A 14,913-nucleotide genomic window follows, 5' to 3' on the forward strand; every position below is an offset into this window, starting at 1 on the left:
GGTCGGCCGAGGCGGCGCCGCAACCGTGCGGTGGCCCGCGTCCGTGCCTGCCGCTGCGGTGGTGTCAGGGTGCCTGCTGCACGTCACCCCGGGTGGAGGAGGCGACGGTACCGAGGCGGCCGAAGTCGCCCGGCGGGATGCCTGGGTGGTGGTCTGCCACGGGCTCCGTGGGGGTCGTGGCGGGGCCGAGGGTGAGGCGGGAGACGATGCGGTAGCGGTCGCCGCGGTAGAGCGAGTGCACGTACTCGACGGGGCGCCCGGCCGCGTCGCTGGTGAGTCTCTCTATGAGCATTGCGGGCGACAGCTCGGGCACGTCGAGGACCTCGGCCTCGGCCCGGGTGACGACGGTCGGCTCGATGGTCTGCATGGCTTCGCGGACGTGAACGTCGTGATGCCCGCGCAGATGCTCGTAGAGGTCACCGTCCTCCAACTCCTGGGCGCTGAGGCCGGGTACGAGGTCGGCGCGGATGTGCAGATGCTCGATGGCCATCGGCGCCCCGTCGACAAGCCGGAGCCGGGCCACGTACACGATCTTCGCCGCGGGTGACAGGCGCAGGCGGCGGCCGACGCGGGCGCCTGCCTGGATCGTGGTGAACTCCAAGAGGCGGCTCGACCATGCCCCGCCCGCCTGCGGGAGCGACATCGTCTGCTCCCGGGAGACGAGTTCCTGGGTGATCTTCTCGGGCGCGACGAACATGCCGCGCCCGTGTTCGCGGACGAGAAGGCCCGCGGCGACGAGTTCGTCCACCGCGGCGCGCAGTGTCGGCCGTGAGACTTCGAGGCGGGCGCTGAGCGTGCGCTCGGAGGGGATCGGGTCGCCGGGATGCTGCGACTCGATGAGTTCGAGGATGTGGTCACGCACCCGTTCCCGCTTGAGTACCGATCCCGGTGTGCTCCCCTCGTTCGCCTCGTGCCCCTCGGCGCTCACGTTCCGCCCCCTCGCTCTGTAGGACCAGTTACCTGACCAGTTGACCACGACACGGGTGAGATCGACAACATGTCAGCCAACTGGCGTGCCTTACCTGGGGGGTTGACGGGCTCATTGGTCTATGCCACCTTTCTCCACCACCAGAGGTCACCTGACCAGTTCGCGAACTGGTCAGGTCCGACTCCCAGAGGTGACCCGTGAAGCTCCGCTTGCTCGCCGGTCTGTCCGCGCTCGTCGCGGCCGCCGGACTCAGTGCCTGTAGTTCGTCCGGCTCCGACGACGGGGGGTCAGGCGGCGGTGGGCGCACCACGATCGACGTATGGCTGATGCGCGACAGCGTGTCGGCCGCGTTCCAGAAGGAATTCGTCAAGGGCTTCGAAACCGCGCATCCCGACATCAAGGTGCGGGTGCAGATCCAGGAGTGGGACGGGATCGGCGAGAAGGTCACGGCCGCCCTCGCCAGCAACGACGCGCCCGACGTGATCGAGACCGGCAACACCCAGGTGGCCCAGTTCGCCCAGAGCGGCGGCCTGTTGGACCTGAGTGACAAGGTCAGCGACCTCGGCGGCAGTTCCTGGCTCAAAGGGCTCTCCGAACCGGGCTCCTACCAGGACAAGCAGTACGGCATTCCCTACTACGCGGCCAACCGCGTCGTGATCTACCGCAAGGACCTCTTCCAAAAGGCCGGCGTGGACGCGTCGAAGATCAAGACCTGGGATCAGTGGATCAGTGCCACGCGGAAGCTCAACAAGGGTTCTCAGCAGGGGATTTATCTGCCCGGGCAGAACTGGTACACCCTTTCGGGCTTCATCTGGGACGAGGGCGGCGATCTGGCCACCCAGTCCGGCGGCAGCTGGAAGGGTGCACTCGACACCCCCGAGGCGCTGCACGCGATGGAGTTCTACAAGAAGCTGCAGGCGCTCGGAAAGGGCCCGAAGGACTCCGACGAGGCACAGCCCCCGCAGGCCGAGGTGATGGCGAAGGGGCAGGTGGCGCAGGTCATCAGCACGCCCGGCGGCGCGAACGTCGTCGTCCAGAACAACGCCGGCCTCGAGGGGAAGTTGGGCTTCTTCCCGATCCCCGGCAAGACCGTCGACAAGCCCGGAGCCGTGTTCACGGGCGGTTCGGATCTGGTGATCCCCGCGGTGTCGCAGCATCACGACGCGGCCTACACGTTCATCAAGGAACTGACCGGCGACGCTTGGCAGAAGAAGCTCGCCGTCGCCATGAGCTACGTGCCGAACAAGACGACTCTCGCCGGTGCGGTCGCGGCCGATCCGGGTGCTTCGGCGATGGCGGTCGGCGCGGCCGAAGGGCACGCGACGCCCAACACGCCGGGGTGGGCCGCGGTCGAGGCCAAGAACCCGATCAAGGACTACATGACGGCCGTGCTCACCGGCAAGGAGGCGGCGTCCGAGGCGACGAAGGCGTCCGAGGCCATCACGCAGGCGATGAACTCCGGTTCCTGATCCCCGATCTGTCCCGTGACGAAGGAAGGAGTGTGCGCCGTGTCGGTCGTCCATGAGCGGACCGCGCCCCGCCCCCTGATCCGGCCGCCCCGGCGCACACCGGGGCCGGCCCGCCGCGCCACCATGTCCGGCGTCTGGCCGTATCTGCTGGTGGCGCCCGCCGTCCTCGGCATGCTGTACCTGCTGGTCTATCCGCTGGCCCGGGCCGTCCTGATCTCCTTCCAGGACTTCGGTCTGCGTCAACTCATTCTCGGCGACGCGCACTTCGTGGGGTTCGACAACTACCGGACCCTGCTGACGGATCCGCGCTTCTGGACCGTGGTGCGCCGCACTTTCCTGTTCATGGCAGTGAACGTCGCCCTGATCATGGTGCTCTCCACACTGGTGGCGCTGATGATCGAGCGGCTCGGGCGGCGCTGGCGCACAGCCGTGCTGAGTTCGCTCGTCCTGACGTGGGCGATGCCGGTTGTGGCGGCGACGACCGTGTTCCAGTGGCTGTTCCACTCGGAGTTCGGCATCGTCAACCATGTCCTGACGGGCCTCGGGTTCACGTCGTTCGAGGGATACCCGTGGCTGGCGCACGGGGGCGCGGCCTTCGGTATCCTGGTGACGCTCGTGGTGTGGCAGTCGGTGCCCTTCGCGGCGATCACCCTGTACTCGGCACTCACCACCGTGCCGTCCGAGCTGTACGAGGCCGCGCGGCTGGACGGCGCGTCCGGCTTCCGCGTCTTCCGCTCGGTGACCCTGCCGATCGTGCGGCCCATATTCATGCTGGTGCTCTCGCTCGAAGTCATCTGGACGTTCAGAGCGTTCGTGCAGATCTGGGTGATGACCCGCGGCGGCCCCGGCGACGCCACGACGATCCTGCCGGTGTACGCGGTCCAGACGGCGCTCGCCCAGCAGCGCTACGACCTCGGCTCGGCTGCATCGATGGTCACCGTCGTGCTCATGTCCGGGATTCTGATCGTGTACTTCCGGCAGATGTTCCGTCAGGAGGGCGAGCTGTGAGCACCCGACGTGCGGTGCGCCGCCTCCCCCTGCACCTGGCCGCGGCCCTCACCATCGTGATCTGCCTCTTTCCCGTCTACTGGATGATCACGACGTCCTTCAAACCGAACCGTGACATCCAGTCCGAGCACCCTCAACTGCTCCCGCAGACCTGGACACTCGACCACTTCAAGCGGGCGATCGACGCGGAAGGCTTCGGTCTGTTCTGGCGCAACAGCGTCCTGGTGACACTGGGGGCGGTGCTGCTTGCTCTGATAGTTGCCCTTGGCGCGTCGTTCGCCGTGGCGCGGATGCGGTGGCGGGGGCGGCGGCAGTTCATGCTGATGGTGTTCGTCGCGCAGATGGCCCCGTGGGAGTCGCTGATCATCCCCGTGTACATCATCTCCCGCGACACCGACATGCTGGACCGGCTGCCGACGCTGACGCTGGTGTACTTCATGATGACGCTGCCGTTCACGATCGTGGTGCTACGGGGCTTCATCGCGACGATCCCGGCGGAGCTGGAGGAGTCGGCACAGGTCGACGGCTGCACCCGGTTCGGCGCCTTCAGGCATGTGGCGTTCCCGCTGCTCACGCCCGGACTGATGGCGACGTCGCTGTTCGGCTACATCACGGCATGGAACGAGTTCGCGTACGCCAACTTCCTGATCATCAAACAGCAGGACCACCGAACGCTGCCGGTGTGGCTGTCCTCGTTCCACAACACGTTCGGCACCGACTGGGGCGCCACCATGGCCGCCTCCACGCTGTTCGCCCTGCCCGCACTCGCGGTGTTCCTGCTGCTGCAGCGGCACGTCACGTCCGGCTTCGCCGCCGGCGCTGTCAAGGGCTGACCCGCCGCCACCCACGTGTCCCGGAGGTACGCAGTGTCCGCACCTCGCCCTGCCCTGATCCCCCAGCCCACCCACCTCGCTCACCGCCCGGGCCACTTCACACTCGACAGCACCACGTCACTACGCATCACCCCCGGCGCCGAACGCGCCGCGCACCTGCTGCGGACGGCCGTCGGACTGCCCCTTGGACCGCGCGCCGACGGGCCGTTCGTTCTCGCACTCGACCCGCGGCTGACCGGGCTCGGCACCGAGGGCTACGGCCTGACCGTCTCGCCGGACGCCGTCCTGCTACGGGCGGCGCACGTCACGGGGCTGCTGCACGGCATCCAGACCGTAGGCCAACTCCTGCCCGCCACAGCCCTGTTGAGGCGTCATCCAGCCGAGCTGCGGCTGCCGTGCGTGGAGATCACCGACGTGCCGCGGCACCCGTGGCGCGGGTTCATGCTCGACGTGGCCCGGCACTTCCAGCCGGTGTCGATGCTGCGCCGGTACGTCGACATGCTCGCACTGCACAAGCTGAACGTGCTGCAGCTGCATCTCACCGACGACCAGGGCTGGAGGATGCCGGTCGCGGCATACCCCCGGCTCACCGAGGTGGGCGGGCGACGCGCCGAGTCGATGGTGGGCCCGGCCGGGTCAACCGTCTTCGACGGCATCCCGCACGAAGGCTCCTACACCCGACGGGAGTTGACCGAACTGGTCGCCTACGCCGCCCAGCGCGGGATCACGGTGGTGCCGGAGATCGAGATGCCGGGGCACGCCCGCGCCGCGATCGCCGCGTACCCCGAGCTCGGCGCCGTGCCCGGGCGGCAGGTCGACGTGTGGACCCACTGGGGGGTGTGCGACACGATCCTCGGCGTCCAGGAGCCGGTGTTCGACTTCTGCCGTGCCGTTCTCGACGAGGTCCTGGACGTCTTCCCTTCGCCGCACGTGCACATCGGCGGCGACGAATGCCCGACGACGCAGTGGGCGGCGAGTCCGGTGGCGCGGGCCCGGGCCGACGCCGAAGGCCTGGCGGGCACGGACGCGCTGCACAGCTGGTTCCTGCGCAGGGTCGGGGCACATCTGCTGGAACGGGGGCGCACCCCGGTGGCCTGGGCGGAGACCGGCGAGGAGCTGCCGCCGGAGTTCACCGTGATGACCTGGCGCGAGCCCGAGCACACCCGGATCGCCCTCAAGCGCGGCCACACCGTCATCAGCGCCCAGCACCGCGCGGCGTACCTGGACTACCCCCAGACGGACAACCCGGACGAGCCGGCCGGACAACCCGGCGCCGTGGTCGACCTGCGCGCCGTCCACAGCCACGACCTGCCCGAAGAGCCGGACGCCGTGGGCGACCTCATCGGCGTACAGGCCGAGTTGTGGACCGAGTTCGCCGCCACGCCCGGGCACATCGACTATCTCGCCTTCCCCCGCCTGTGCGCATTCGCTGACCGCGCCTGGCACGGCGACGCGTCATGGCCCGACTTCCAGCGCCGGCTCGGGACGCACTCGACCCGGCTCACCGCGCTCGGTGTGCGGCACGGGCCGCTCCATCCGTACGTCCCCATCCCCCACCGTTCCGGGAAGGAACAGTCATGAGTAGGACGACCATCGGAAGAACCCTGACCTGCGCCGTCGCCGCCGTGCTCGGGTCCGTGAGCCTCTTCGCACTGCCCTCGACCGCCGACGCGGCGGCGGGAGACCTCACCGTCCAGTATCACACCGGGTCCACCGGCAGCGACCAGGCCGAGCCGTGGCTCAAGGTCAGGAACGCCGGCGGCTCCGCGGTACCGCTCAGCAGTGTCAAGCTGCGCTACTACTTCAAGTCCGACACGACAAGTACGAGTTACCGCTTCGCGTGCTCCTGGGCCGTCAAGGGCTGCGCCAACATCACCGGCACGTTCGGCACGCTGGAGCACCCGACCTCAAACGCCGACCGGTATCTGGAGATCGGTTTCACATCGGGAGCCGGCTCCCTCGCGCCCGGTGCCGACACCGGCGACCTCCAGCTGCGGTTCTACCGCTCCGACTGGCAGCCGCTGAACCAGAGCGACGACTACTCCTTCGGCGCCTCGCAGACGTCGTACGCGAACTGGTCCAAGGTCACCGCCCAGGTGGACGGCGGCCTCGTCTGGGGCACGGCGCCCGAGGGGAACGACCCGACCGATCCCACCGATCCGCCCACGGACCCGCCGGCCGACGGGGCGACGCTCTTCGACGACTTCAACTACTCGGCGTACAACGACCCGAGGATCTCGGCGAACGGCTGGAGCGTGCGCTCCAACTCCGGCGGTCCGGGCGTGCCGGGCGCGACCTGGGCTCCGGAGAACGTGACGTTCGCCTCCTCGGGCGGCGATTCGGTGATGAACCTGGAGACATCGACGTCCGGGACCGGCGGAAGCACAGAGCAGACCGAAGTCCTCACCAAGGCAACGAAGTTCAAGAACGGCACGTACGCAGCGCGCGTCAAGTTCAATGACACGCCCAAGAGCGGGCCCGACGGGGACCACCTCGTGCAGACGTTCTTCACCATCAACGACCTCAAGGCGCCGATGGCGGACGACTACTCGGAGTACGACTTCGAGTACCTCCCGAACGGGGGCTGGGGCGAGTCGTCGAACATCCTGTACACGACGTCCTGGGAGACCTACAACCCGGACCCGTGGCAGGCCGTCAACCAGCACACGGAGGGCCGCCAGAGCTACGCCGGCTGGCACGACCTGGTGCTCACCATCAACAACAGCTCCATCCGCTACTACATCGACGGCCAGCTGTTCGGCACGCACGACGCCCAGTACCTGCCGGAGCGGCCGATGTCGATCAACTTCAATCAGTGGCTGATCGACTTCGGCGGGCAGAGCAGCACCAGCCCGCGCGCGTACGACGAGCAGGTCGACTATGTCCTGCATGTCAAGGATCAGGTGCTCACCCCTGCCCAGGTGGCGGACAAGGTGTCCGCCTTCCGGTCGGCGGGCACCACGTTCGAGGACACGGTGCCGGGCGCCTGACCGGCGTTGGGGAGTCCGCGCGGTCCACAGCGCGGACTCCCCTCTCCTGGGCGTTCGGCGTGCCGGAGTCGTCGCCTCGGATCATCTTCAGGAGTAGCTGCCCGGTCGCGAACAGGATGCCACCCGCCACGGCGAGGGGCCATGGCCCACACGTGGTACGACTCTCGCGGTCACGAGGGTGGCAAGGGCAACCGGTCCGGGGCCGCGTCGGGCCCGGCACCGGCGCAAGGCCCTGTGCAAAGCGCTCGCGCGCCGAACGTCCTGACGCCACAGGACGTTGGACAGCAGCACGACGGCGAACGCGATACCGAAGACGAATGTGCCCGTACTCACTGCACCGAACCGTGGCAGCCGCGCCAGGCTCGGCTCCAGCAATGGGGCGAGTGCGCCGCAGGCCATCCCCGGTGCGGTCACCAAGGCAGGCGACTTCACCGGATTGCACCTCGCCGCCAGACCGCCCCTGTTCGGCTCCCTCGTCAGCTGCGCCCCTGACCGCAACCCCTCTCGGCAAATACGGCCCCGCCCCCGAAGTGACTGGACGCCTTGAGCGATGTACACGCGGCGAGTTCACCCAGTGATCGAAGCCCGGAAGTGGTACCGGTCGCCACGAAACACCGCTGCGGTGAGTTCCAGCGGCTGTGCGTTCTGGTTGAAGGCGAGCTGCGTGGCGACCAGGACGGGGGTCGCATCGGTGATCTCCAGCAGTTTGCGCTCCTCCTCGGTGGGATGCCGGGCCTCCACGGAGTAGTCGGCGACCTTGGGCAGTTGGGGTGGGTCGGCGCGGCGGAGAGTGGCGAAGAGGGTGTCCTTGGTGAAGTCGGTTTCTGCCAGTTGCGGACACAGCCCGAGGGGCAGCCGGTTGTGCTCCAGCACGACGACGATGTCATCCAGGAAACGCAGTCGGCGCATCTCGAAGAGCGCCGCTCCCGGGCCGACGCGCAGTACCTCGGACTCTTGGACCGTGGCTGCCCGGACCCTGGATTCCAGGACCTCGTCCCGGAGTTGGAAACCGTGCTGGTCGGCGTAGTCGGCGAAGCCCTGCACCGTTTGACTGCCCCCGGGAGCGGACGACGGCGGGGAGGCCGGTACCGCGCGTTCGTAGCCCTGAGCGAGGAACCATCCACGGGCCGGCGAGGACTCGATGACGTCGCGCTCGGCCAGTTCGTTCAGCGCGCTGCGCAGCGTGACGCGTGAAACCCCGTACCGGCCGGCCAGCGACCGTTCGGACGGCAGGCGGTCCCCGGGTCGGGCGCCGTTGGCGGCGATGTCGTCCAGAAGGCGTCCGGCGATCTGGGAGTACAGGGGCAGGGAGTCGGCGCCCAGCAGGCCCTGGGGAAGAGCGTTGTCCGGTGGCATACCAGATGTATACCAGTTGGCGTGATACCAGTTCAATACCAACTTGAGACCATTGACGACCAAGAGGCATACCAATAGCATTCCGGAGACGTTTCCGGAGGCATGCGTACCGTTTCGGGCCGCGCTCTTCGGCGAACCTTGGAGCGGATCATGTGGAACCCCTTGGACGAAGTGGTGCGACGCCAGAAGGCGGGTGAGCCGCACGGCATCACCTCCGTGTGTTCGGCCCACCCGCTGGTCATCGAGGCGTCCGTGCGCCAGGCGCTCGCCTCGGAAGGCACCCTCCTGGTGGAGGCGACCTCCAACCAGGTCGACCAGCACGGCGGGTACACCGGCATGCGCCCGGAGGACTTCCGCGATCTGGTGCACGGCATAGCCACGGAGCTCGGCCTGCCGCTGGACCGGATCGTCCTCGGCGGAGACCACCTGGGGCCAAACCGGTGGCGCTCGCTGCCACCGCAGGAGGCGATGACCGAGGCGGACGCCCTCGTCGCGGCGTACGTCCGGGCGGGCTTCACGAAGATCCACCTCGACTGCAGCTTCTCCTGCGCCGGCGATCCCGTACCGTTGACCGACGACGTGGTCGCCGAGCGCACCGCCCGTCTGGTGCGGGTGGCCGAGGGGACCGCGGGCGGCTCCGCCGGCGCTCTGCGCTACGTCATCGGCACCGAGGTGCCGGTGCCGGGAGGGGCGCACGAGACCCTGGAGGACATGGCGGCCACCAGCCCCCCGGCCGCACTCCTGACCCTGGAGCGCAACCGGGACGCGTTCGCGGCACACCACGTCGCCGACGCGTGGCCACGTGTGATGGCCCTGGTCGTGCAGCCGGGTGTCGAATTCGACCACCATCAGGTGTTCGATTACCGGCGCGAGCGGACGACCCAGCTGCGTGAGGTCCTCGCGGGCGAGCCGAACATGGTCTTCGAGGCCCACTCGACGGACTACCAGACCGTCGACGGGCTGGCCGCCCTGGTGGAGGACCACTGGGCCGTACTCAAAGTGGGCCCCGGGCTGACGTTCGCGCTCCGCGAGGCCCTGTTCGCACTGGCGGCCATCGAGGACGAGCTCGTTGCCCCCCAGACGCGTTCCGGAATCACCGAGGTGGTCGACCGCCGAATGCGCGACGAGCCCTCCTGGTGGTCGGGCTACTACGAAGGAGACGCCGCCGAGCAGCGGCTGGCCAGGCGATACAGCTACAGCGACCGGATGCGCTACTACTGGCCGGACCCCGAGATAGCCGCCGCGCAGGACCGAATGTTCGCCAACCTCTCGGCCCTGGACATCCCCCTTCCTCTTTTGAGTGCCCACCTGCCCGACCAGTACCGGCGGGTTCGGACCGGCGCTCTGACCGCGACGCCCCGGGACCTGGTCGTCGACCGGATCCGAGACGTCCTGCGCGACTACGACCGTGCATGCCGTGTTCAAGACAAGGAGTACGTGTGACCACCTCCACCCATACCGCGATGCCCCAGGGCGGCGGGGCCGACCACACGGTCGCGGAGATCACTCAGCAGCCCGCGGTATGGCGTGAGGTCGGCGCGATCGTCGCCGACGGGCGGGCCCGCCTTGACACGTTCCTCAAACCGCTGCTCGCCGAGACGGAACTGCGAATCGTCCTGACCGGAGCCGGTACCTCGGCCTTCGCCGGGGAGGTCGTTCGGTCGGCGATAGCGCAGGCCACCGGCCGGCGCGTGGACGCGGTGTCGACGACCGACATCGTCGCGGATCCCTACGCCTCCTTCCCGGACGACGTCCCGACACTGCTGGTGTCGTTCGCGCGGTCCGGGGACAGCCCCGAGAGCGTCGCGGCCACCCGGCTCGCCGAGCAGGTCCTGACCCGCGTGAACCACCTCGTCATCACCTGCAACAGCGCCGGACGCCTGGCCCGGACGCACGGCGAGAACCCCGCGTCCCATGTCCTGCTCATGCCGGGCTCGGCCAACGACCAGGGCTTCGCCATGACGTCGAGCTTCACCAGCATGCTTCTCGCGTCCCTGCTCGCCTTCGGTGCGCTGGACACCGACGGAATCGATGCACCGGCCGCGGCGGCCGAGCACATCACGACAGGGGGCCTGGACCAGGCCATCGACACCCTGCTGGCCCGCCGGCCCGAACGGCTGGTCTACCTCGGCAGCAGCAGCGCGCTGAAGGGCCTGGCCCAGGAGTCCGCGCTGAAGCTGCTGGAGCTCACCGGGGGCGCACTCGTCGCATCCTCGGAGTCCTCGCTCGGCTTCCGCCACGGCCCCAAGTCGGTGCTGAACAACCGCACGGCCGTCGTCGTGTACGTATCCAACGACCCCTACACGCGCCGCTACGACCTCGACATCATCACCGAGCTGCGCGCGGGCCTCGCGCCCGGCAGCGTCGTGGCCGTCACCGCGTCCCACGACGGATTGCCCGAGGACGACACCTGGCTGCTGCCCGGACTCGTAGGCGCCGACGACACCGCGATCGCCCTGCCCGCCGTGGTCACCGCGCAGCTCATCGCACTGCGTTCCTCCATGGCCCGCGGCATCCGGCCCGACAACCCGTTCCCCTCGGGAGAGGTGAACCGCGTGGTGCAGGGCGTGACCGTGCACCCGCTCCCGGAGCGACGGAACGACGTCGCGTAACAGCGTCCAGAGAAAGCCGAGCGGAGGAACAACGATGTTTCTGGGTGTGGACGGCGGAGGCACGAAGACAGCTTTCTGCCTGATCGACAGCGCGGGCACCATCCGGGCCCGAGCTCTCGGAGAGGGCGCCTACTATTTCGCAGACAACGCCACCGGCGGCGTCGACCACGTCGTACGGGTCCTCGAACAGGGGATCGGGGCCGTGACCAAGGCCGCGGGCATCACACCCGCGGACATCGACCACGCGTTCCTGGGCCTGCCCGGCTACGGAGAGGTCCCCGGCGACGTCGCCGCGCTGGACGCCGCCCCCGGCCGGGTACTGGGGCACCAGCGCTATGCGAGCGACAACGACATGATCTGCGGCTGGGCCGGTTCGCTCGGCGCGGTGGACGGCATCAACGTGATCAGCGGCACCGGCTCGATGACCTACGGCGAGCGGCAGGGCCACGGCGTCCGCACCGGCGGCTGGAGCGAACTGTTCAGCGATGAGGGATCGGCGTACTGGATCGCCGCCCGGGCACTGAACGTGTTCTCCCGGATGAGCGACGGCCGGTTGCCCGAGGGCCCTCTCGCCGAACTGCTGCGTCGGCACCTCGAGTTGGCTTCGGACCTCGAGGTGATCGACGTCGTGCTGAACCGCTGGGAGGGACACCGCAGCGAGATCGCCTCACTGACCCCTCTGGTGGTCGAGGCGGCCGCGGCGGGCGACACGGAAGCCGCCGCCATCCTCACCGAGGCCGGCAGGGAACTGGCCCTGCTGGTGGACGGCGCCCGACGCCGCCTGGGCTTCTCCCCCGACGAGACCGTCCTCGTCTCCTACTCCGGCGGCGTCTTCCGCTCGGCCCGCGTGCTCGACGCGTTCACCACCGCGCTCAAGAGCAGCGCGGCCGAGTACGAGCTGCGGCAACCCCTGTTCGAACCGGTGGTGGGCGCCGCGATCTACGCGGCCAAGCTCGCCGGCACCCCTCTCGGCACCGAGGCACTGGCCACACTGCGCTCCAGCTCGAACATCACGACCACGGAGGACAGCCATGACGACGCGTGACAAACGAACCTGGATCCTCTACGCGGGCCTGTTGGTTCTGTTCTGGGGCGTCTGGGGAGCGTTCTCCAGTCAGCCGACCGAGCGCTATGGCTATCCGGACGAGATGATCTACGTCATCTGGGCCTTCACCATGCTCGTCCCGGCCGCGGTCGCACTGCGCCGGGAAAGGTTCGACCGCCGCCCGATCGCCGCGGTGTACGGGCTCGCGGCCGGACTCACCGGAGCGGGCGGTCAACTCCTGTTGTTCCAGGCGCTGTCCGATGGTCCCGCGTACCTGATCTTCCCCGTGGTCTCCCTCTCCCCCGTGATCACGGTCCTGATGGCTGTGGCACTGCTCCGGGAACGGATCGGGAAGCTCGCCGTCATCGGAGTGATCGCCGCGCTGATCGCCATCGTGCTGATCAGCATCCCCGCGGGCGCGGGCGGCTCGGTCAGCACCGGGTCCTGGATGCTGTTGGCCGTCCTCATTTGCGTGGCCTGGGGAGCGCAAGCGTTCTTCATGCGCAAGGCCGCCCTCGCCGGCGTCAACGACGCGACGACGTTCGGTTGGATGACCATCAGCGGACTGCTTCTCGTACCTGTCGCCGTCCTCATGATGGGCGGGCTGCCCGACGCGCCCTGGCAGGCCCCGGCGCTCACCGCCGGCACCCAGATCCTGAACGCCGTGGGCGCACTGTTCCTCGTCATGGCGCTCAGCCGCGGAAAGGCCAGCGTCGTCGCGCCGATCACCAACGCCCTGGCGCCCGTCCTCACGATCGTGCTGTCGTTGGTGGTCTATCAGACGCTGCCGACGATATGGGCGACGATCGGCATCGTGCTCGCCCTCGGTGGATCGACGCTGATGGTCTACGCCGACGAGAAGCGCGAGGAGATTCCCCAGGTTCTGGAGCCGTCGGCACCGGCTGCCGGCTCGTAAGCCGCTGCATCCTGCAGCTTGGACCTGGCCCGCCCGGAGGGCGGGCCAGGTCTCTCCCCCACGACAAGTCGAGCCCCCGTACGAGGAGTACGCACATGTCCTTGGTCCCCACCGGAGACCTCGTCGCCCGGGCCGCCGCCGAGCACAGTTGCGTCACCGCCTTCAACGTCATCACCCTGGAGCACGCAGAGGGCATCGTGACGGGCGCCGAGGCCGCCGGCCGGGCGGTGATCCTGCAGATCAGCGAGAATGCCGTGCGGTACCACGGAGGACGGCTCGCTCCCCTCGCACTGGCGGCGTCGTCCATAGCTGAGACAGCAACGGTCGACGTCGCTCTGCACCTCGACCACGTCACGGACATCGGCCTGCTGCACCAAGCGGCCGACACCGGGTTCTCCTCGGTGATGTTCGACGCCGGGGCACTGTCCTACGCCGACAACCTCGCCGCCACCGCCTCGGCGGCACGGTGGGCGCACGAAGCGGGCCTCTGGATCGAGGCCGAACTGGGGTACGTGGGCGGCAAGCCCGACTCCCCCGCCAGTGCGCACGCCGAGGGAGTGCGCACGGACCCGGCCGAAGCCGCCGACTACGTGGCGCGTACGGGTGTGGACGCCCTGGCGGTCGCGGTCGGCAGCAGCCACGCCATGACCGAACGGTCGGCGGCCTTGGACCACACGCTCATCGCACGCCTTCGGGAAGCTGTTCCGGTCCCGTTGGTGCTGCACGGATCATCCGGGGTTCCCGATGCAGAACTGCGCGCCGCGGTCCTGGCAGGCATGGTAAAGATCAACATCGGGACAGCGCTCAACGTCTCGTTGACCCACACCGTCCGCGATGTGCTCCTCAGGGAGCCAGCGCTGACGGACCCGCGCAAATACCTCGGCCCAGCTCGCGACGCCGTGGTGACCACCGTGCGAGACGTCCTCGCCGCGCTGGCGGCCTGACCACGACACACCTGCCGCCGTCAACGTTCCGCCCATCTTCGACACTGCGGTCGGAGACCGTATCCCGGCTGATTCCTCTTCGGCAGCGGCGGCCGCCGGCGCAGTGGTGTGGGAGCGCCGTCGGGAACAGCCCACTGCGTTCAGTCGTCAGCCCTGGTGATGTCCAGGATGGAGCAGGAGAGGATCCAGGAGGCGGGTGGACAGGAAGGCGAGGCACACCGCTGGGGGAGGTTCGGTGCGCCTCGCCGGCTTGGGGGTCAGTGACGTGCAGCGTCCGTGATCAGGTCGGTCACGACGTTCGGCTTGGCAACCATGGACAGGTGGGGGGCGTTGATCTTCAGAGTGTGCGCGTGTGCGCGGTTGGCCAGGTACGTCTGCTCGGCAGGCGTGGCGGGTGCGCCCGAGGGCTCCTCGAGAGCGCTGGCCGCCAGTGGGCGCTGGGAGGCCGCGAGGACGGCCGCCTTGTGCGGGTCGATGACCGCGGCGAAGATCTGCGCGAAGAGCTCGGGATTGACGTACAGGTCGACGTTGCCGCCCCCATTGGAGATGGGCACGAAGTTGAACACCGTGCCGGGATCGGGCACGTTCAACGCCGATCCTTCTTCGGCGCCTGTGAGCTGTCCGAGCGTCTCGCCGGCGGCGGGGATGTATGCGTCGACGTAGACCAGGGACTTGACGTTCTTGTTGCCGGTGGCGGCGTTGGAGATGACCATGCCGCCGTAGGAGTGGCCGACCAGGACGATGGGGCCCTCGATGGTGCTCAGGTAGGCCTTGAGGCCCTGGGAGTCCGTTCACGAGGCGGACGGTGCTAC

General features: G+C 68.7%; 13 protein-coding genes. 10 read left to right on the forward strand and 3 right to left on the reverse strand.

Annotation, left to right across the window (positions count from 1 at the left end; all coding sequences use genetic code 11):
• Window positions 1–64: 64 nt before the first annotated feature.
• Window positions 65–928 carry a GntR family transcriptional regulator gene (locus tag ADL25_RS15015; protein ID WP_059128233.1) on the reverse strand — a complete coding sequence of 288 codons (864 nt, stop codon included), beginning with the start codon at window positions 926–928 and terminating at the stop codon, window positions 65–67.
• Between the two features lie 197 nt (window positions 929–1,125).
• Between ADL25_RS15015 and ADL25_RS15020 the strand changes: the two genes are divergently transcribed.
• The 5 genes from ADL25_RS15020 to ADL25_RS15040 are packed head-to-tail and all read left to right on the forward strand — an operon-like array spanning window position 1,126 to window position 7,228.
• Window positions 1,126–2,397: an extracellular solute-binding protein gene (locus tag ADL25_RS15020; protein ID WP_059128234.1), complete on the forward strand. Its 1,272-nt coding sequence runs from the start codon at window positions 1,126–1,128 to the stop codon at window positions 2,395–2,397.
• Window positions 2,398–2,436: 39 nt separating this feature from the next.
• Window positions 2,437–3,405 carry a carbohydrate ABC transporter permease gene (locus tag ADL25_RS15025; protein WP_059128235.1) on the forward strand — a complete coding sequence of 323 codons (969 nt, stop codon included), beginning with the start codon at window positions 2,437–2,439 and terminating at the stop codon, window positions 3,403–3,405.
• Entirely contained in the window at window positions 3,402–4,238 is an 837-nt protein-coding gene (locus ADL25_RS15030; protein ID WP_059128236.1) for a carbohydrate ABC transporter permease, read from the forward strand. Before ADL25_RS15025 ends, ADL25_RS15030 begins: the two co-directional genes overlap by 4 nt.
• A 33-nt stretch (window positions 4,239–4,271) precedes the next feature.
• Complete coding sequence (locus ADL25_RS15035) at window positions 4,272–5,819, forward strand: beta-N-acetylhexosaminidase (RefSeq protein ID WP_059128237.1); 1,548 nt, start codon at window positions 4,272–4,274, stop codon at window positions 5,817–5,819.
• Entirely contained in the window at window positions 5,816–7,228 is a 1,413-nt protein-coding gene (locus tag ADL25_RS15040) for a cellulose binding domain-containing protein (protein ID WP_059128238.1), read from the forward strand. Before ADL25_RS15035 ends, ADL25_RS15040 begins: the two co-directional genes overlap by 4 nt.
• Window positions 7,229–7,795: 567 nt before the next feature.
• Here the strand turns inward: ADL25_RS15040 and ADL25_RS15045 are convergent.
• Window positions 7,796–8,584, reverse strand: coding sequence for a GntR family transcriptional regulator (locus ADL25_RS15045; protein ID WP_059128239.1), 789 nt, complete (start codon window positions 8,582–8,584; stop codon window positions 7,796–7,798).
• 150 nt (window positions 8,585–8,734) lie between these two features.
• Here ADL25_RS15045 and ADL25_RS15050 point away from each other — a divergent pair, with 150 nt between their 5' ends.
• From ADL25_RS15050 to ADL25_RS15070, 5 genes are all read left to right on the forward strand, one after another.
• A complete protein-coding gene (locus tag ADL25_RS15050; RefSeq protein WP_059128240.1) occupies window positions 8,735–10,027 on the forward strand; it encodes a D-tagatose-bisphosphate aldolase, class II, non-catalytic subunit in 1,293 nt (430 codons plus the stop codon).
• Window positions 10,024–11,196: an SIS domain-containing protein gene (locus ADL25_RS15055; protein WP_079050363.1), complete on the forward strand. Its 1,173-nt coding sequence runs from the start codon at window positions 10,024–10,026 to the stop codon at window positions 11,194–11,196. Before ADL25_RS15050 ends, ADL25_RS15055 begins: the two co-directional genes overlap by 4 nt.
• A gap of 34 nt (window positions 11,197–11,230) precedes the next feature.
• Complete coding sequence (locus ADL25_RS15060) at window positions 11,231–12,241, forward strand: BadF/BadG/BcrA/BcrD ATPase family protein (RefSeq protein WP_059128241.1); 1,011 nt, start codon at window positions 11,231–11,233, stop codon at window positions 12,239–12,241.
• The gene (locus tag ADL25_RS15065) at window positions 12,228–13,157 is read left to right on the forward strand and encodes a DMT family transporter (RefSeq protein ID WP_059128242.1); all 930 of its coding nucleotides are present in this window, start codon (window positions 12,228–12,230) and stop codon (window positions 13,155–13,157) included. The genes ADL25_RS15060 and ADL25_RS15065 overlap by 14 nt, the downstream gene beginning before the upstream one ends.
• 95 nt (window positions 13,158–13,252) lie before the next feature.
• A complete protein-coding gene (locus ADL25_RS15070; protein WP_059128243.1) occupies window positions 13,253–14,101 on the forward strand; it encodes a class II fructose-bisphosphate aldolase in 849 nt (282 codons plus the stop codon).
• Window positions 14,102–14,358: 257 nt separating this feature from the next.
• On the opposite strand, the gene ADL25_RS15075 is transcribed toward ADL25_RS15070, so the two are convergent.
• Window positions 14,359–14,865: an alpha/beta fold hydrolase gene (locus ADL25_RS15075; protein WP_107116610.1), complete on the reverse strand. Its 507-nt coding sequence runs from the start codon at window positions 14,863–14,865 to the stop codon at window positions 14,359–14,361.
• Between the last annotated feature and the right edge of the window lie 48 nt (window positions 14,866–14,913).

It is taken from the genome of Streptomyces sp. NRRL F-5122 (assembly GCF_001507435.1).
Classification (GTDB): Bacteria; Actinomycetota; Actinomycetes; order Streptomycetales; family Streptomycetaceae; genus Streptomyces; species Streptomyces lannensis.